The sequence below is a fragment of the Dolichospermum sp. FACHB-1091 genome (genome assembly GCF_014697585.1).
In the GTDB taxonomy this organism is placed as follows: Bacteria; Cyanobacteriota; Cyanobacteriia; order Cyanobacteriales; family Nostocaceae; genus Dolichospermum.
This window is the reverse complement of record NZ_JACJSB010000004.1, coordinates 215,680-233,444: the sequence shown is the minus strand read 5'-3', so window position 1 is coordinate 233,444 and position 17,765 is coordinate 215,680. Positions and strand designations below refer to the sequence as shown.

18 protein-coding genes and 1 pseudogene are annotated in these 17,765 nt (G+C 38.8%); 8 read left to right on the top strand and 11 right to left on the bottom strand.

Going from position 1 to position 17,765, the window contains the following annotated elements; all coding sequences use genetic code 11:
- From H6G25_RS04440 to petB, 5 genes are all read right to left on the bottom strand, one after another.
- The coding region (locus tag H6G25_RS04440) for a recombinase family protein (protein ID WP_190391419.1) at window positions 1-356 on the bottom strand (356 nt) is incomplete at its 3' end.
- 96 nt (window positions 357-452) lie between these two features.
- On the bottom strand, window positions 453-824 hold the full coding sequence (locus H6G25_RS04435; protein ID WP_190391418.1) for a hypothetical protein: 372 nt from the start codon (window positions 822-824) through the stop codon (window positions 453-455).
- Between the two features lie 262 nt (window positions 825-1,086).
- Window positions 1,087-1,530: an anti-sigma regulatory factor gene (locus H6G25_RS04430; protein WP_190391417.1), complete on the bottom strand. Its 444-nt coding sequence runs from the start codon at window positions 1,528-1,530 to the stop codon at window positions 1,087-1,089.
- Window positions 1,531-1,830: 300 nt separating this feature from the next.
- Window positions 1,831-2,313: a cytochrome b6-f complex subunit IV gene (gene petD, locus H6G25_RS04425; RefSeq protein WP_028083690.1), complete on the bottom strand. Its 483-nt coding sequence runs from the start codon at window positions 2,311-2,313 to the stop codon at window positions 1,831-1,833.
- 172 nt (window positions 2,314-2,485) lie between these two features.
- The gene (gene petB, locus H6G25_RS04420; RefSeq protein WP_028083689.1) at window positions 2,486-3,133 is read right to left on the bottom strand and encodes a cytochrome b6; all 648 of its coding nucleotides are present in this window, start codon (window positions 3,131-3,133) and stop codon (window positions 2,486-2,488) included.
- Between the two features lie 396 nt (window positions 3,134-3,529).
- On the opposite strand from petB, the gene ctpA reads away from it, so the two are divergent.
- The 3 genes from ctpA to H6G25_RS21045 all read left to right on the top strand — a co-directional run bounded on the left by ctpA (window position 3,530) and on the right by H6G25_RS21045 (window position 7,110).
- Window positions 3,530-4,762: a carboxyl-terminal processing protease CtpA gene (gene ctpA / locus H6G25_RS04415; RefSeq protein ID WP_190391416.1), complete on the top strand. Its 1,233-nt coding sequence runs from the start codon at window positions 3,530-3,532 to the stop codon at window positions 4,760-4,762.
- A gap of 667 nt (window positions 4,763-5,429) precedes the next feature.
- Window positions 5,430-6,929 carry a site-2 protease family protein gene (locus tag H6G25_RS04410; protein WP_190391415.1) on the top strand — a complete coding sequence of 500 codons (1,500 nt, stop codon included), beginning with the start codon at window positions 5,430-5,432 and terminating at the stop codon, window positions 6,927-6,929.
- A 28-nt stretch (window positions 6,930-6,957) separates the two neighbouring features.
- Complete coding sequence (locus H6G25_RS21045) at window positions 6,958-7,110, top strand: hypothetical protein (protein WP_242034879.1); 153 nt, start codon at window positions 6,958-6,960, stop codon at window positions 7,108-7,110.
- On the opposite strand, the gene H6G25_RS04400 is transcribed toward H6G25_RS21045, so the two are convergent.
- Both H6G25_RS04400 and H6G25_RS04395 read right to left on the bottom strand, forming a co-directional pair.
- Window positions 7,099-7,665, bottom strand: coding sequence for a phycobiliprotein lyase (locus H6G25_RS04400; RefSeq protein ID WP_190391414.1), 567 nt, complete (start codon window positions 7,663-7,665; stop codon window positions 7,099-7,101). The genes H6G25_RS21045 and H6G25_RS04400 overlap by 12 nt on opposite strands.
- Before the next feature lie 72 nt (window positions 7,666-7,737).
- Window positions 7,738-8,418, bottom strand: a complete 681-nt coding sequence (locus H6G25_RS04395; protein ID WP_190391413.1) for a HEAT repeat domain-containing protein — start codon at window positions 8,416-8,418, stop codon at window positions 7,738-7,740.
- Window positions 8,419-8,755: 337 nt separating this feature from the next.
- Here H6G25_RS04395 and H6G25_RS04390 point away from each other — a divergent pair, with 337 nt between their 5' ends.
- Window positions 8,756-9,307 (top strand): DUF892 family protein, encoded by a 552-nt coding sequence (locus H6G25_RS04390; protein WP_190391412.1) that lies wholly within the window; start codon window positions 8,756-8,758, stop codon window positions 9,305-9,307.
- Between the two features lie 130 nt (window positions 9,308-9,437).
- Here H6G25_RS04390 and H6G25_RS04385 read toward each other — a convergent pair whose 3' ends face one another.
- Together H6G25_RS04385 and H6G25_RS04380 are read right to left on the bottom strand one after the other, a co-directional pair.
- Window positions 9,438-10,136 carry a fasciclin domain-containing protein gene (locus tag H6G25_RS04385; RefSeq protein ID WP_190391411.1) on the bottom strand — a complete coding sequence of 233 codons (699 nt, stop codon included), beginning with the start codon at window positions 10,134-10,136 and terminating at the stop codon, window positions 9,438-9,440.
- A gap of 67 nt (window positions 10,137-10,203) precedes the next feature.
- Window positions 10,204-10,346: pseudogene (locus H6G25_RS04380) on the bottom strand (IS630 family transposase); the annotation flags it as partial.
- A 252-nt stretch (window positions 10,347-10,598) separates the two neighbouring features.
- On the opposite strand from H6G25_RS04380, the gene purL reads away from it, so the two are divergent.
- From purL to purF, 4 genes are all read left to right on the top strand, one after another.
- Entirely contained in the window at window positions 10,599-12,983 is a 2,385-nt protein-coding gene (purL, locus tag H6G25_RS04375; protein WP_190391410.1) for a phosphoribosylformylglycinamidine synthase subunit PurL, read from the top strand.
- A gap of 695 nt (window positions 12,984-13,678) precedes the next feature.
- Window positions 13,679-13,891 (top strand): RRXRR domain-containing protein, encoded by a 213-nt coding sequence (locus tag H6G25_RS21040; protein WP_347239144.1) that lies wholly within the window; start codon window positions 13,679-13,681, stop codon window positions 13,889-13,891.
- Window positions 13,869-14,264, top strand: a complete 396-nt coding sequence (locus H6G25_RS21035; RefSeq protein WP_242034878.1) for a hypothetical protein — start codon at window positions 13,869-13,871, stop codon at window positions 14,262-14,264. The genes H6G25_RS21040 and H6G25_RS21035 overlap by 23 nt, the downstream gene beginning before the upstream one ends.
- Window positions 14,265-14,564: 300 nt before the next feature.
- Window positions 14,565-16,064, top strand: coding sequence for an amidophosphoribosyltransferase (gene purF / locus H6G25_RS04365; RefSeq protein ID WP_190391409.1), 1,500 nt, complete (start codon window positions 14,565-14,567; stop codon window positions 16,062-16,064).
- Between the two features lie 219 nt (window positions 16,065-16,283).
- Here purF and H6G25_RS04360 read toward each other — a convergent pair whose 3' ends face one another.
- Together H6G25_RS04360 and H6G25_RS04355 are read right to left on the bottom strand one after the other, a co-directional pair.
- Window positions 16,284-16,784 carry a DUF2085 domain-containing protein gene (locus H6G25_RS04360; RefSeq protein ID WP_190391408.1) on the bottom strand — a complete coding sequence of 167 codons (501 nt, stop codon included), beginning with the start codon at window positions 16,782-16,784 and terminating at the stop codon, window positions 16,284-16,286.
- 81 nt (window positions 16,785-16,865) lie between these two features.
- Window positions 16,866-17,684, bottom strand: coding sequence for a Uma2 family endonuclease (locus tag H6G25_RS04355; protein ID WP_190391407.1), 819 nt, complete (start codon window positions 17,682-17,684; stop codon window positions 16,866-16,868).
- Between the last annotated feature and the right edge of the window lie 81 nt (window positions 17,685-17,765).

Sequence of the window (17,765 nt, the reverse complement as noted above, 5' to 3'; positions counted from 1 at the left end):
ACAACAAGGATGAATTTATTTCCTTGCAAAAGTCTGTCCAGTTTGGAGCGCAGACCTTTTCTTTTGAAGTTGAGTCCTGAGCCAATATCTTTGATGATTTCTGCGTCTGGGTAGAGGGATTGCATATAGGCGATTTGTCTATCAAGGTCATCTCGCTGTTTTGAGGAACTGACCCGGCAGTAGCAAATAGTGGGAGTTCTAATTGAATCGCCCGTGATGTATGATTCGACATCGTATAATCTTTGTCCTGCCGGGTTTTTAATGCTTTTGATTTTCCCCTCATCTGCATATCTCCTCAAGGTGTTTGGATGCAATCCCAGAAATTCGACCGCTTTTCTAAGTGGTATGTATGCCATAAGAAAAGCATAGCATTAGTTAGTATTAGTTGGCAAATATTTAACTAGCTAAACTCCTTTCTAGATTCCAACTTAATACTGACCACTGACCACTGACTAATCTTCCCATGATTGGGCTTGGACTTCAACCGCTGTCACATCAATTGTCCCTTCCGGTGTAAAACGTTGAAATTGACTGTTTTTAACTGATAATCGCTCTCCACAGTTAGCACACTGTGTTTGACTATTATTTAAACCTGTTAATTCATATCCACATACGGGACACTGTCCACTAACCAGATTCTTTTGTAACCACCAGCGAAACCCAAAAAATGCTGCTACGGGTAAAAATAACAATAAGCCAACAATAATTACTAAAGAATTAACTAACCAGCCCAAGCCCAATGATGCTAATAACCAGGTAATTGCTAACAGGGTCAGCCAGGGGCGGATTTTTTCAAAGTTGAATTGCAAGTTTTTAAAGCTCATGTCTCAAATTTGTACTGCTGACTCTAGGATAGCGAGTTTATTTTTTGCTGATGGAAAATGGCGGAAATAGAACTTTTTAATAAACTAAATAGTTATTATACCCTTTTATTTTAACTTTTTAATTCCTGTTAATTCCTGTAACCTGTCCCCTGTAACCTCTTTTCCCTTTCCCCTGTTCCCTCTTCCCTGTTCCCTGTTCCCTGTCCCCTGTTCCCTGTTCCCTCTTCCCTTGTCATAACGACAATTTTTCACGCCAACCTACTTAGTGTGATTCATCTAAACAATATTTGACAATTAACAAACAATTTCTTGTATCTTGATCACGCTCATAGACGACTTTATCAGCCAAACGTCGGAGTAAAAACCATCCATACCCACCTACTTGTAGAGTCCCCGGTACTGGTTCAGTGATCACATCAGGATTAAATGGTTTTCCATAATCCCAAATTCTCATTTCCAGTCTATTAATCCATAGACTGACTTGAATTTCTATCGCTGTTTCCGGTGGTAAAGAATGATGAGCATGACGAACAGCGTTGGTAAAACCTTCTGCTAAAGCTAGATTAAGACGATAAATTTGACTGTCTGACCAGCCATATTTCGGTAAATATTGGTGACAAAATTCTTCAAACCATTGTTGCACTTCGTTTAGGAGTTTAAGATCGCTCCTCACAGTCCGATGGTCCTGCTGCACTATGCCAAGCATTGACCCTAATTTGAATAAAAAATAAGTGGATAATACTTTAGACTGGGGAAAATTGGCAGGTGATTTGAGATTGGGGATATTTTGGTTTTGACTCCCTCGTGATCACTAATCTCAAGATTCTCCCGCTCCAATTCTATATTAGTTAACGCCTGTTGGTCTTCAAGAGCATATATTTTGAAATATCAATATCAATCACAATAGATCATCAAAGACCTAGTGTTATTTGTTTTTCAGATATTGTCTTCTATACACCCTTGAAAACCACAGACGTTATCAGGTTTATGTTTGACTGGAACTACCTTAGAACAATCCTAAAGTTAAGGATTTATCTAATGGGAGCGCAGCACCAATACCTAGCCACAGAGTCACAAGAGTACCAAAGAGAAATACAGTTGTTGCTACGGGACGACGGAAGGGGTTTTGGAACTTGTTCACGTTTTCCAGGAAAGGAACAAGAATTAGTCCCAAAGGTACAGAAGCCATTGCTAATACACCTAATAGTTTACTAGGTAATGAGCGTAAAATTTGGAATACAGGATACAAATACCACTCTGGTAAAATTTCCAAAGGAGTAGCAAAAGGATTAGCTGGTTCACCTGTCATAGCTGGATCTAAAACAGCTAAAGAGACAATACAGGCAAAAGAACCCATAATGACGACAGGAAATATATACAGCAAATCGTTAGGCCAAGCGGGTTCACCATAATAATTATGACCCATGCCTTGGGCAAGTTTGGCTCTCAACTTAGGATCGCTCAGATCCGGTTTTTTTTGCGTTGACATTTTTAAATGCGCTCTCCGGCTGAATTGAGGTTAAAGCATTAGCGAAAGCTATTAGCTTACAACTAGCTTGTGATTTCCGATATCCAGTTGTTTTCTTTTAGTTTAAAACAAACTCCGATGATCTGGAAACACAAGTTATAGCTGTTGGCTAATAACTTTGATGACAAAGTGATTACAATGGTCCTGAAATACCTTGTTTGCGAATCATCAAGAAGTGGAACAACATGAAGACAGCAATTAGCCAAGGAAGAATGAAGGTGTGGGCGCTATAGTAGCGGGTGAGTGTAGCTTGACCAACACTAGAACCACCACGTAATAAATCGGATATAAAAACGCCGACTACGGGAATTGCTTCTGGTACACCGCTAACAATTTTTACAGCCCAGTAACCAACTTGATCCCAAGGTAAAGAGTAGCCTGTTACACCGAAGGAAACGGTAATAACTGCAAGAATGACACCACTTACCCAGGTCAATTCCCGGGGCTTTTTGAAGCCACCAGTCAAATAAACGCGGAATGTGTGGAGAATCATCATCAGTACCATCATACTGGCTGACCAGCGGTGAATGGAGCGAATTAACCAACCGAAGTTGACTTCATTCATGATGTACTCTACAGAAGAAAAAGCTTCGGTAACTGTAGGTTTATAGTAGAATGTCATCGCAAATCCAGTCGCAAACTGGATCAGGAAACAAACTAGGGTAATTCCACCTAAACAGTAAAAAATGTTAACGTGGGGAGGAACGTATTTGGTGGTAATATCATCAGCAATCTCTTGGAGATCCAAGCGTTCCTCAAACCAGTCATAAACGTTGGCCATACAATCCTAAGTTCCTAAAAAATAGATTGCGGTTGATAAGTTTTGTGATGCGAAGCTTAGTCGGGAACGACTATTCAACTAACCTAAGTTAGAGGGTTCGCTTCTCGTTTTACTCAAGAGAATTGGCTTCTACTTGTCTACGAGCGTTAAGGGTGTAAGTTACCCTAGTTTAGTGAGTGTTTCTTCCTGTCTCTCGTCTTTAATGGACTGACAATGACAATGTTGACCCCAAAAAAGATTTTATCGTTAGATCAGGAAGAATGGACATCTCATTCAGTTGGACTAGCAACTTTATGAGAATAATGCACTGCTTCTATAAAAAAAGTAACATAGTCGAGAGATAGATTTCATCAACAAGTGAGCATTACACAAAGTTTTAGGGAATTTGAGTCTGACATGGAACTGAAATTAGGGTTTATTCACAAACGGGCTTGGCGGCTAGGATGTTTACTATTACTGCTTTTCGCTTTGGTGTTTACTGGCTATATTCCCCCGGCCTCGGCTTTGACTCCAGAACAGAAGTTAGTTTATGAAGTATGGCGAATTGTTAACCGTTCTTATTTAGATGGCACTTTTAATCATCAAAACTGGCTTGATGTCCGACAAAAAGCACTTAAAAATCGTTTTGTCAATCATGAAGCCGCTTATGCCACAATTCGGGATATGCTCAAAGGGCTGGATGATCCTTTTACCCGTTTTCTTGAACCTGAAAAGTATCGCAGTTTAAAGGTTAGCACCTCTGGAGAACTTACGGGTGTGGGATTACAAATCGCTCTCAATCCCCAAACTGGTATTTTGGAAGTGATTACACCTATTGAAAATTCTCCAGCCGATAAAGCAGGTTTAAGACCGCGCGATCGCATTTTGAAAATTGAGGGTCTATCTACAGAGAATATCTCTCTTGATGAAGCAGCGGCGCAAATGCGTGGACCATTGGGCAGTGTGGTTACGCTTTTGATTGGTAGGGAAGGAGAAAAAGATCAAGAAGTTGTATTAGTACGCGATCGCATTACTCTTAACCCTGTTCTATATGATTTAAAATTATCCCCAACAGGAAATAAAATTGCTTATATTCGTTTAACTCAATTTAGTGCTAATGCGGTGAAAGAGTTAACACAGGCTATTTCGATTTTAGAAGAAAAAGGCGCGTCTGCCTATATTCTTGATTTAAGAAATAATCCTGGTGGACTCTTACAAGCTGGAATCGAAGTCGCTCGTTTATGGTTGGATTCTGGTACAATAGTATATACTGCTAATCGTCAAGGCATTCAAGGAAGTTATGAAGCCTGGGGTCCGGCCATGACACAAGATCCCTTAGTTATTCTAGTCAATCAGGGAACAGCCAGCGCCAGCGAAATTTTAGCCGGTGCATTACAAGATAATCATCGCGCTCAATTGGTCGGGGAAAGGACTTTTGGTAAAGGTTTAATTCAATCTTTGTTTGAATTATCCGACGGTTCTGGTTTAGCAGTGACAATTGCTAAATATGAAACTCCTAACCATCGAGATATTAACAAATTAGGAATTAAGCCTGATCAAATTATTCCCCAACAACCTATCAACCGCGAACAAATTGGTACGGTGAAAGACGCTCAATATCAAGCAGCTATGGCACTACTAGCTAATTGATATAAGACTTAAGCAAGCATCAGAAAACATGATCATTTTTGTTTTCCAGTTATGGCTTTAGCCCTTATTCTATTCGCCCAGCGTCTAGAAGAGAGGACTAAAGTTCTGAATAAAATCGCTTAAAAATAAAAATATGTGTTAATTTACATAATACTAAGTTATGATAAAACTCGATAAAATAAGTCTTCAAGAATAATTGAACACAGATAAATACTAATGAATTAATGTGAACCAGGACTTACGCAAAATATCTCTCAAACCCTCTTTTCTTCGTTCTCTTCGTTCCTTCGTGGTTCATTATTCCGTGACTTGTGCGTAAGTCCTATGAACTAATGGATTTGATGATTCTGTACAGTCTCGCATAAAAAATGAAAAGTTTTAGAAGTGTTTGCTGATAAATGTTTGTCCTACTGGTTAGCAAATAAATGCTCTCCAAAAAATCATCCAAAAAATAAAATACTGTCAAATTTACGATAGTATAAATAAGAAAACGCTGGAAAATAGTCTAGTATTTAAATTATTTGTGTTGTAACATTGAGAGTAAATTCATCAGTAAGATTGGTGACGGTTAAAGGGAATAAATAAGCTTTTTGCTGTTCAACTAAGCATCAAAATCTTTAATAGAAATTACAGGTAAGGTATTCTATCTAATTATAGTGTAAATAATATGACATTTTGGTTTTTTATCGTTCTGGGGTTATTAACTTATTTACTAATGCAGTACAGTGTCGCACGGGCTACAAGAACCCCAGTGTGGTTATTGTGGCTAGTTTTAATGACACCAGCATTTATATCTACTGCTTGGAGTCTGATATATGGTGTCAAACAATCACCTCCCTCTGGGCTAATTATTTCGGTTTCAGTGATTTGTTTATTATTGTATTGGGTATTGTTTAATTCGGGCAGACAATTACCTGTAAATCGAGAAAATCAATCTCAAGACAATCAAGAACAACCAAATAATAATTCTCCTAATAATTCCCGTAATTCTACAGTAGAAACACCACCAGTTCGTCCTATTGACTTAGCAGAAGAAGCACAACTGCGAACTTGTTTTCCCTGGTCTGTATATTTTATCCAAAAAATCGAATATCGTCCCCAAGCAATTATTTGTCGAGGACATTTGCGAACTATGGCTAGTGCAGCTTACGAAGAAATTAAAGCTAATATTGAAAAAGAATTTGGCGATCGCTTTTTAGTTATATTTCAAGAAGGAGTAAATGATAAACCATTTTTTGTTTTAGTTCCTAATTCTCAAGCTGCTAAACAAAATAACCAACGAGATGCAGAAAAAATTACTCAACCGGGGTTAGCATTGGTATTATTAATAGCAACCTTAGTTAGTACCACCTTTGTCGGGTTGAAAATTGCGGGTTTTCAAGTCTCACAACTAGAATCTGATTTCACATTATTTTTTCAGGGTTTACCTTATGCTTTAGGTTTAATGACTATTTTAGCTACTCATGAATTAGGACATTATTTAACAGCGAGATTCTATAAAATTCGCGCTACATTACCTTATTTTATTCCTGTACCTTTTTTCCTGGGAACATTCGGCGCTTTTATCACTATGCGAAGTCCCATACCTCACCGTAAGGCTTTATTTGATGTGAGTATTGCTGGACCTTTAGCAGGATTTATTGTAACTGTACCTTTATTATTCTGGGGTTTAGCTAATTCGGAAATAGTAGCTTTACCGGAAAAAACCGGAATGTTAAACCCCAATGCACTTGATCCTAAATATTCGATTTTATTAGCTTTACTCTCCAAATTAGCTTTAGGAAGTGAATTAACTGTAAAATCAGCTATTGATTTACATCCGGTTGCAGTAGCAGGTTTTTTAGGATTAATTGTCACAGCTTTAAATTTAATGCCGGTCGGACAATTAGATGGAGGTCACATTGTTCATGCTATGTTTGGACAACGTACTGCTGTTATTATTGGTCAAATTGCCAGATTATCATTACTAATACTTTCGCTCCTTAGAGAGGAATTTTTATTGTGGGCAATTATTTTATTATTCATTCCTTTAAGTGATGAACCTGCTTTAAATGATGTTACTGAATTAGATAATAAACGGGACTTTATGGGATTAATGTCAATGGTTTTATTGTTGTTGATTGTTTTACCATTACCGGAATTTCTGGCTAATTTATTGCACATTTAACAAAAAAATTCCCAAGTAATTATACAATATGAATGTAATCAAAAAGCAAAAAGCAAAAAGCAAAAAGCAAAAGGCAAAAGGCAAAAGGCAATTACCAATTACCAATTACCAATTACCAATTACCAATTACCAATTACCAATTACCCATTACCAGCCTCAATATTGTATTTTAGGATTTTAGCGAATTAGCGGCTTCTGTAGCCTTTTTAGAAGCATCCGTACTACCCATACGGATTTCAGATGTAAAGGAAGCCATACTAAAACCACCAAACCGCTTTAATACACTTACTCGCATCCGTAAATTAGGACTAGCAAACCATAGTCTTTCTTCAGACCACATAGTTTCATATTCGGTAATCAGTGTCAAAGCACCATCATCACCGATTTTATAGCTACCAGCAACGGGGGCTTTTTCCGCATAACCCATTTCTCGCAGTAATTTACCTTCATTTGGATTATCTGCATTGGGAACTGTAGCTAAAACCGTCGAACCCTCATGTTTTTCCTCGTCCCATTCCATTGTCCCATTCCAGGTGACACGGGCCCCACAAGTGGCTGTATGCGGCTCAATTTCATACTGTTGACAGAGTTTAATCACTTCAGGATGATCAGCGGCTAACATCTCAATCACGATGTCTGATTTACCATCTTCTGACTGCTTAAACGCTAAATGGTGACTGGTGCGGTGAGAAAACCATTTTCCAGCACTTAATTCAAAAAATTCTTCAACCTTCATAAATAAAACTACCCCTGCATCATAATTTTAACAATCTCTTTTATTATTAAAAACTAGGAAGAGACTTTAATTTCAACTCAAGTTGTTGGTTTTCTCAAGTTGTTGCAGAGAAATTCTGGCCGCTTGAGCAACGTTGTGATGACTATCTTTTGCTAGATATTTTAAAGCTGAGACACTTTGGGGTGTGGGTAAATTACCTAAAGCTTCAGCGAGACGTTGACGCACTAACCAATCTTCTGATTCAGCAAAACGGAGAATATGTGTTACGGAATCTATATCCCGGATTTCTCCCAACGCAGAAATAGCAGCTTGTTGAATTACTATTTCTTGACTATTTAAGGCTTGAATGAGAATATCATGGGCGCGGGGGTCTTTAATATTACCTAAAGATACAGCCGCACTAAACCTTACTAGCCAATCTGTATCTTCATAAAATGCCCGTGATAAGGCTTCCACGGCTCGATTATCTTCAAGATATCCTAAAGCTCCAGCCGCATCAGCACGGATACCATAATCTGGATCTGTTTCCAGAATTTTTACTAGGATAGAATAACACTCTGGTGTTTTCTTGATACCTAGAGCAAAAATGGCCATGGAACGCATTTGCAGGGAATCATCATCTAATACCTTTTTAATTAAAGGTACAGCCTCAGCAGCGGATACATCACGTAAACTAGCAAGAGCTATCATGCGATCGCGCAAATTGGGACTTTCTAACTGAGTTGAAATTAATTCTAAACTGAGAGCAGCCATTTCTTTGACAGCATTTTCTTAATTTATCTTTACTTTAACGCAATTGGGGAAGTCTAAACCGTGATTTTGGTGATTTTGATAATTTAAGTAATTAAACTTATTTTTCCGGTCTAGTTTGTATTGTATAAAAGGGTAATATCTGCAAAACTTCATGAATAATAGTTAAATTAATCACACAAATTATAGTCCTATTCCCCAAGTCTGATCTTGTCACTTAAATAACAAATTATATTTCACACCTATACTGTATCTTTGGTCAGAAGAGAATAAATCAAAGTAGAACTAAAGTTAATAGAACTGCTGCTAAATGCAGTTTCATATCATCAGGAGAATAATCATGGTTCAACTTAGCGAGCGTCCAATTACAAACAAAATCACCAATTTGCAACAGAAGTTTATCTATGAGATAAACACCATGTTTGATGCTGAAAATCGCTTTTTAGAAGCCCAGCAAATGATGTGGCAATGTTGTCAAAATAATAAGCTGAAGACGGTAATTGAGCCACATATTCAAGAAACTGAACAGCACATTAAAAACTTAGAACAGGTGTTAAATATTTTAGGAGAAAAACCACAAAGAATTACCTGTGATCTTGCGTCTGGTTTAATTAGTGAATGTCAGAAATTTACACTTTTAGCAGCAGATAATCCCAAAATTGTAGACTTAGGACTGGCAGAATGGCATAGTAAAATTGAACAACTAGAAATAGCTTGTTATCGTCGTTTGATTAAAGTTGCTGAACAAATGGGACAAAACCAAATTGTCCAATTGTTAGAGCAAAACTTACACCAAGAGGAAGAGGTAGCACAAAAGCTTGAGCAATTGATGATGCAGTTAATTGAAGCAATAAAAACAACCGAAGGAAAGTCAACTGCTAAAGCTCGTTAGTCTGATTAATTTTTTTTAAAGCCCAGTTAAATAGTATTTTAACTGGGCTTTTCTATTGATTAAAATTTCCAGATTATGTAAAAATTGTAGATTTTGAACTTGATATTTTTACCAATCAAACATCGAAAATCTAGTAACTAGGAGGTATGAGCAAATGATCAATTTGATGAATAACACCATTACTACCTTGGATATCTGCCTTAGTTATGTTAGCGTATTCAACCTTGACAACTTTCTTATCAATGCTTACTTTAATAGGTTCTCCTTGTAGACTTTTCAATTCCCCAGATTTCAAATCACTAGAAAGGATTTTACCAGGTACTACATGATAAGTTAAAACATCCACTAATATTTTTCTATTTTCTGGCTTTAGCAGATCTGTAACGGCGTTTTTGTCTTTTAATTGTGCAAATGCCGTATCTGTGGGGGCAAAAATAGTAAAAGGACCCTCCCCTTGTAAAGTATCTATGAGTCCCGCTGCTGTTAGGGCTTTAATGAGGGTTTTGAATGAGCCATTGGCGTTAGCCAACACTATTAAGTTCCTGGTTTCTTTTATTTCTGTTATGGGCGCTGCTGAGGTGGGTTTAACAGTGGGAGCAGCGGGAACTGTTGTTGAGGCTGGGGTGGGTTTGTTGACTGGGGTTTCACTAGGTTTTTTACCACGATTGTAGAGTGGTTCGTTGAAAATACTTGGTTTGGGATTGCGTACTTCTTGTGCTTGAGATACTACATTCATCAGGAGACTAGTGCCGACTAATCCCATTATACTGACGATTTTGACCAATAATTTGAATTTGAACTGGCCAAATTTGCCGTAATTATCCTTCATAAATTTTTTATCTTGTTTATTTACAAGTTATATCAAGACTTATAACATTTTGCCAACTGTAGGACTTCTATTGGAGTTTTGGACAAATTCCGTACATCTCAAGAGTGGGAAAATCAAAGGTAGTGTGTCGAATAAACCACTCAAACATCCACTTTAAATGACATGGGAGAATTTTGGTATCAATGCACAGAAAGGCCGAACCCATGTTTTAGTCCATATTCCGCACTTCGTTTTGCAATACGCGAATATTTCCTTGATTTTATTTTTTATTGTATTTTAACAATACTTATGTTATCAAAAATTTTAAGTTTTAATACTTAATTACTTAAGCATTATTAAGAATAATTCTTAAAAAGCCTCATACTACATTATGAAGTGCGGAATGTCGGGTTATATAGTAGTCCTGAATTATGCGTTATGTTGCTATAAAATATTCCTCTGTCCTCTTGGTGCATAACTCCCATGACCACATTTGGTGAAAATCCATTTTCTACCCAAGAAATTGCCTCAGAAGGCATAAAACCAGAAGAATATGCAGAAATCGTTCGCCGTTTAGGTCGTCACCCCAACAAAGCCGAACTAGGTATGTTTGGGGTCATGTGGTCAGAACATTGCTGTTATAAAAATTCCCGCCCTTTACTCAAACAGTTTCCCACCACCGGACCGCGGATTCTCGTCGGACCTGGGGAAAATGCTGGAGTTGTGGATATCGGTGACGGACTACAATTGGCGTTCAAAATAGAATCCCATAACCACCCCTCCGCTGTTGAACCATTTCAAGGCGCTGCAACTGGAGTAGGTGGAATCTTAAGAGATATATTTACCATGGGGGCGCGTCCTATTGCTTTATTAAATTCTTTGCGGTTTGGTGATTTGAATGACCCGAAAACCCAAAGATTGTTTACAGGCGTAGTTGCGGGAATAAGTCATTATGGCAACTGTGTCGGCGTTCCCACTGTGGGTGGTGAAGTGTATTTTGACCACGCTTACTCTGGAAATCCCCTGGTTAACGTCATGGCTCTCGGTTTGATGGAAACTTCGGAAATTGTCAAATCAGGAGCTTCAGGCGTGGGAAATCCCGTGCTGTATGTAGGTTCAACCACCGGGCGGGATGGTATGGGAGGGGCAAGTTTTGCTAGTGCAGAATTAACCCAGGAGTCTATGGATAATCGTCCTGCGGTGCAAGTGGGAGATCCATTTTTAGAAAAGTCCTTAATTGAAGCTTGTTTAGAAGCATTTAAAACTGGGGCTGTAGTAGCAGCACAGGATATGGGCGCTGCGGGTATCACTTGTTCAACTTCGGAAATGGCCGCTAAAGGTGGTGTCGGTATTGAATTTGATTTAGATAAAATTCCGGTGCGGGAGTCAGGAATGATACCCTATGAATATCTGCTGTCGGAATCTCAAGAAAGAATGTTATTTGTCGCCGAAAAAGGACGAGAACAGGAATTAATCGCTATTTTCCACCGTTGGGGACTACAAGCGGTAGTTGCAGGTACGGTAATTGCTGAACCCATTGTCAGGATTTGGTTTGAGGGGAAAATCGCCGCCGAAATTACCGCTGAGGCTTTAGCGGAAAATACACCTTTATATGAAAGAGAATTATTGACAGAAGCACCAGAGTATGCTATCAAGGCTTGGCAATGGACAAAAGATAATTTACCCGCTTGTGATGTGACAGGAATTGAAATTGGCAGAAATTGGCAAAGTTGGAATCATATTTTATTGACTTTGTTAGATACTCCTACTATTGCTTCTAAAAGCTGGGTTTATCGCCAATATGATCATCAAGTTCAAAACAACACAGTATTATTACCAGGTGGGGCTGATGCTGCTGTAGTTCGTCTTCGTCCTTTAGAAAAAATCCAAAATCCAAAATCTCAAATCGAAAATCCAAAATCTGCTGTTGCGGCTACGGTAGACTGTAATTCTCGCTATGTCTATCTTGATCCTTATGAAGGGGCTAAGGCAGTAGTAGCAGAAGCTGCCCGGAATCTTAGCTGTGTGGGCGCTGAACCCCTGGCTGTGACGGATAACCTCAATTTTGGTAGTCCAGAAAACCCCATTGGTTATTGGCAATTAGCGTCCGCTTGTCGGGGTTTGAGTGCAGGTTGTCGGGAGTTGGGAACGCCGGTAACTGGGGGGAATGTGTCTCTATATAATGAAACCTTTGACGCGGAGGGAAATCCTCAACCAATTTACCCAACTCCCGTTGTGGGTATGGTGGGTTTAATTGAAGACTTGACTAAAATTTGCGGACAGGGTTGGCAAAATCTAGGTGATATAATTTACCTGCTTGGTTTACCTATTCAATCCCAAATCGAAAATCTAAAATCTAAAATTGAATTAGGCGCTTCTGAATATTTGGCAACAATTCATCATACAATTGCAGGTAGGCCGCCTAAAGTTGATTTTGATTTAGAACGGTGTGTACAACAGGCTTGTCGTCATGGTATTCGCACTGGTTGGGTAAAATCTGCCCATGATTCCGCTGAAGGTGGTTTGACTGTTGCTATAGCAGAATCTTGTCTTTCTGGAAATTTGGGGGCAGAAATTAATTTCCCAATCACGACAAATCATGATTTACGATTTGATGAAGTGCTTTTTGGTGAAGGTGGAGCAAGAATTTTAGTTTCTGTGAGTGGGGAAAATCAAGAAATTTGGGAATCTTATTTACAAGAGCATTTGGGGGAATATTGGCAAAAACTAGGTATTGTAGTTAATTCTGGCAATTTGCAGATTTTAACGGCAGACAACCATAAGTTAGTTCAGGTTAGTATTGAAGATATGCGCGATCGCTATTATGGGGCAATCTCTAAACGTCTAGCAGTTCATAGTAACATCTGAACCAGATCAAAAATCAAGGTTTGAACGTCAATAACCCCACCCGACGATAGGTATGGAGCTTGTAAAGAACAAACTTTACGTGGTTGACTAGCTCGTTGAGACTAATCCTGATACGCACTTCCGAATGCTTCCCTAGTTCGGATTATCTGCAAGACTATTTGTTTAGTCGTTGGGTACAAGCCAAGACATTTTGGATTAGTTGGGCGAGGGGACTTAAACGGGTTTGCTAGTTCCTAGGATTATATCCACTCAAAAACTAGTAATTTAATGATCACGGCGGTTTTAACCACACCCTTCGGGATCTTGCTACGCGTCGCTTCCCTAACCCATAAATTATGGTAATAACAGATTTGTACCAGATTTTAAATAAAAAATGGGAGGTGCGATAGCTCGCAATGTTCGAGTCGAACGTCAATAACCCCACCCGTCAATAGGGATGGGGCTTGTAATTAACAAAAATTACGTGTTTGACTAGCCCACTGAGACTAATCCTGATACGCACTTCCAAATACTTCCCCAGTTTGGATGATCTGCAAGACTATTTGTTTAGTCGTTGGGTACAAGCCAAGACATTTTGGATTAGTTGGGCGAGGGGACTTAAACTTTTACTCCAAGGATTATCTCTTTATGCGAGTACCTGTAATTTCAGTAGACAATATTCCATTAATGCCAACTAAGTCTAGCCGCGCTAGACGTTGGGTAAAGCAATTGGTAAATTCAACAAGTTAGGTATTTTTTATGTCCAGTTGATAACTGAATCATCTAATACAAAAGCTCAAGAAATCGTAATTGGTTTAGACCCGGGTAAAATGTTTTCTGGTATTGCTGTTCAATCCAATAAATACACTTTACAAATGTTGCATCTAGTTCTTCCATTCAAAATTTGTGAAATACCAAACATGGAATGACATTAAAAATCATGGTGCGTCTTGGGTAGGTAATGTAACTATTACTGAGTCGCAATTTACTATTTTACGTCCTCCTCCCATTAGTCGTAGACAACTACATTTAATGGTTTTCTCGAAAGGTGGAAATAGACGTAAATATGGTGGAACTACAACAAGGCATGGATTCAGAAAAGGTGATTTTGTAGAAGCTACTCAAGGTAAGAAAACATTTTTCGGTTGGGTTAGTGGAGACACAGAAAAACAAGTTTCAGTTAGTGACGCATCTTGGAAAAGATTGGGTCAATGTACAGCTAAAAAAGTCCGATTGATACAGCGAAACACGGGTTTAATTGTATTGTCAACTCGGAAAATGTTTAATTTAACAGTGTCGTAGGCGAAGCTTTCTCGAAGAGTACCATTAAATTAAACGCATTATCCCGTCCCAACCTGCTTCGCTGTAGCTTGCTTCTTCGAAGGAGTGGATGGGGTATCTCGCAGAAAACAAGATGAAAATTCACAATTCATACTTGATAATTCACCAATTTAAGGTAATGTTTTAATGGATGGTTAACGATTTGTTAAGAATGTTTCAACTATCCATAAAGTAAGGTGACAGGTAGGATTTCTTTACTTTTGACTTTTGACTTGTGACTTTTGACTTGTGAACAACATCCCCACCAGGAGCAATACCAGTATGATTCCCATTAATTCCGTCACCTTAGATGAATACCCCGAAATTGCTAATAACTTGATCAACAGTTATGAAAATACCAGTGACAAACCCGAAGAAGCTTGTGGTATTTTTGGCATTTATGCTCCAGAACAAGATGTTGCTAAATTAACCTACTTTGGATTATATGCTCTCCAGCATCGGGGTCAAGAATCTGCTGGGATTGCTACCTTTGAAGGTTCACGCGTCTACCAGCATAAAGATATGGGTTTGGTGTCTCAGGTATTTAATGAAACTATCTTAGAGCAATTACCAGGTAATTTGGCAGTTGGTCATACCCGTTATTCTACTACTGGTTCTAGTCGCAAAGTTAACGCCCAACCTGCTGTGGTGGAAACTCGGTTGGGTTCATTAGCTTTAGCACACAATGGTAATTTAGTCAATACTGTACAATTGCGTTCTGAGTTAATCAAAGATAAGTTTGATTTAATCACAACAACAGACTCAGAAATGATTGCTTATGCGATCGCTCAAGAAGTCAACGCTGGTGCAGACTGGATTACAGGCGCAATGTATGCTTTTAAACGCTGTCATGGCGCATTTAGCCTAACTATTGCTACTCCTGCCGGTGTAATGGGAGTCCGTGATCCTAACGGGATTCGTCCCTTAGTAATTGGCACATTAGATAGTGAACCTGTGCGTTACGTTCTCGCTTCCGAAACTTGCGGTTTAGATATTATCGGCGCGGAATATCTGCGTGATGTCGGACCTGGGGAATTAGTTTGGATTACCGAAACTGGTTTAGAATCATTTCAGTGGCATCAACAGTCAGAACGTAAACTTTGTATCTTTGAAATGATCTACTTTGCCCGTCCCGATAGCCTCATGCACAATGAAACTTTATACAGTTATCGAATGCGTTTAGGACGGAAAATGGCAGCAGAATCTCCCGTAGAAGCCGATTTAGTCTTCGGTGTCCCTGATTCTGGTATACCTGCGGCCATTGGCTTTTCCCAAGCTTCTGGTATAGCTTATGGTGAGGGACTAATTAAAAATCGCTACGTCGGCCGCACCTTTATTCAGCCTACCCAAGCCATGCGCGAATCAGGGATTAAAATGAAACTTAACCCCCTCAAAGATGTTTTATTCGGTAAGCGAGTTATAATTATTGATGATTCCATTGTCCGGGGAACTACTAGCCGTAAACTCGTGCAGGCCCTTCGTGATGCTGGTGTAGCAGAAGTTCACATGAGAATTTCGTCTCCTCCTGTGACACACCCTTGTTTTTACGGTATTGATACTGATACCCAAGATCAATTAATTGCTGCGACAAAATCGGTAGAGGAAATAGCCAAACAATTGCAGGTTGATAGTCTAGCTTATTTGAGTTGGGAAGGAATGTTAGAAACCACCAGAGAAGATACTAATAGTTTCTGTTCTGCTTGTTTTACTGGTAATTATCCCGTTGCTATTCCTGAACAAGTAAAGCGTTCTAAATTGATTTTGGAAAAAGTTGTAGTTTAGAAAATTGGAAAGAGCCAAAAACTGAATTGTACAATTTTGTGATTTAGAAATATCGGGTAACTGGAAATTTAGCTATCCAAACTAAACCCAGTTACCCTTTAGGACTTTCCAATAAATAATGATAAATAAAATAATGTAGAACAGTTTTTACAGTCATAACTTCTTTAAGATAATTAGAACGAATAATTTGTGGTGTTGGGTTTTGTAACCCAACCCACTTCATGACCTGGGAAAATGTAAAATTGGCATAGTAAATAAACCCCAAGCTAGACCAGTAATCAAACCGAAAGGAGTAACAATATAATTATTAAAATCCCATAAACCGAAAATCTGGGCTGCTAATTCCAAAGGATAGGCCATCATTAACACAGTAGCATAAGCAGCGCCATTTCTACCATATTGACTTAACCAAAAAACACCTTTGCCATCAGTTAAACTATACAAAATCCGAGTAATTAATAAACCTGTCACTGTGCCATAACAGCGCATACAAACCGCCATAATAAAAGGTGGTGCTAACTCCAAACCCATAGTAGGCTGCGGACAGACATGATCACCCATAAAGTAAATAATATCCGCAATACCCGGAAGCAAAAACACACCAGACCCAGCGAGAAAAGGAGCAAGAGGGGGACCAAAAACCATACCAGCTAACAGGAAATCAGCAAAAAAACTCACCCAATTAACTTGTAACCCTCTTAATAAAACTACCCTTTCCATATTCTCTCCGTGTCCTCTGCGCCTCTGCGGTTCGTTTTCTGCAATTAGTTAGTATTCTAGCGCAGAAAATACCCAAAATGATTATAAATCATCATTTGGATCTATCCCCATTGCCCGTAAACGTTCGGCTAATTGTGCAGCTTTTCGTTCTGCTTGTTCAGCCCTTTGTTGTTGCTGTTCAGCCCTTTGTTGTTGCTGTTCAGCCCTTAATTTTTGTAATTGGGCTTCTTCTTGACCTACCAATAACAAATTACCATCTAAATCCCACCAGCGCAGCCAAAGTTGTTCAGGATTATTTAAGTAACTTCCTTGCCATAGTCCCAATTCTACACCTAATGGCGCAATAGGATAATGTCCACGTTCGTTAGGCTGGATTTTTTGGTAAGCAAAATCCACCAAATGATAAACCTCTAATTTGCCATGATTAACTTCATAGATGGCATAATAGGGAACACGGATAATACGTTCATATACCCAGAATTTACCAGGTTTTTCACCTTCCTGTAAACCCACTAGAGGGGTGGAATCTCTTTCTTCGTCACCATTACCACTGGCTAATTCTATAACAATTAATGGAGGAATATATTCCCGCCATAATACATAGGAACGACGAATTTTACCATCTAATCTTGGTGCTACATCAGGGACATAAAACCAATCTGGTGCTACTGTACCTTTTTCTGGTGGTTCAGTTTCGCGCCAGTAAATACCACAATCTTGACCTATACAAAATTGTCCATCAGGATGTAATTTTTGTAAACTTTGAATTATGGAATCTGTGATGATAATACTTTGGGGATGTTCTTGAAAATTCTTCACGAATGTACCATCAGACTCTGGGAGTTGAGTATGATCAGGAAACTGCGGTGGTATAGCAATATCAGCCAGGGTTTCACTCATACTATTTAAAGGATTGCAGTTGTTAATTTAGTATTATATCAGAGAATAGGGAGCGCGGAATTACTGGATATTGTATTATAA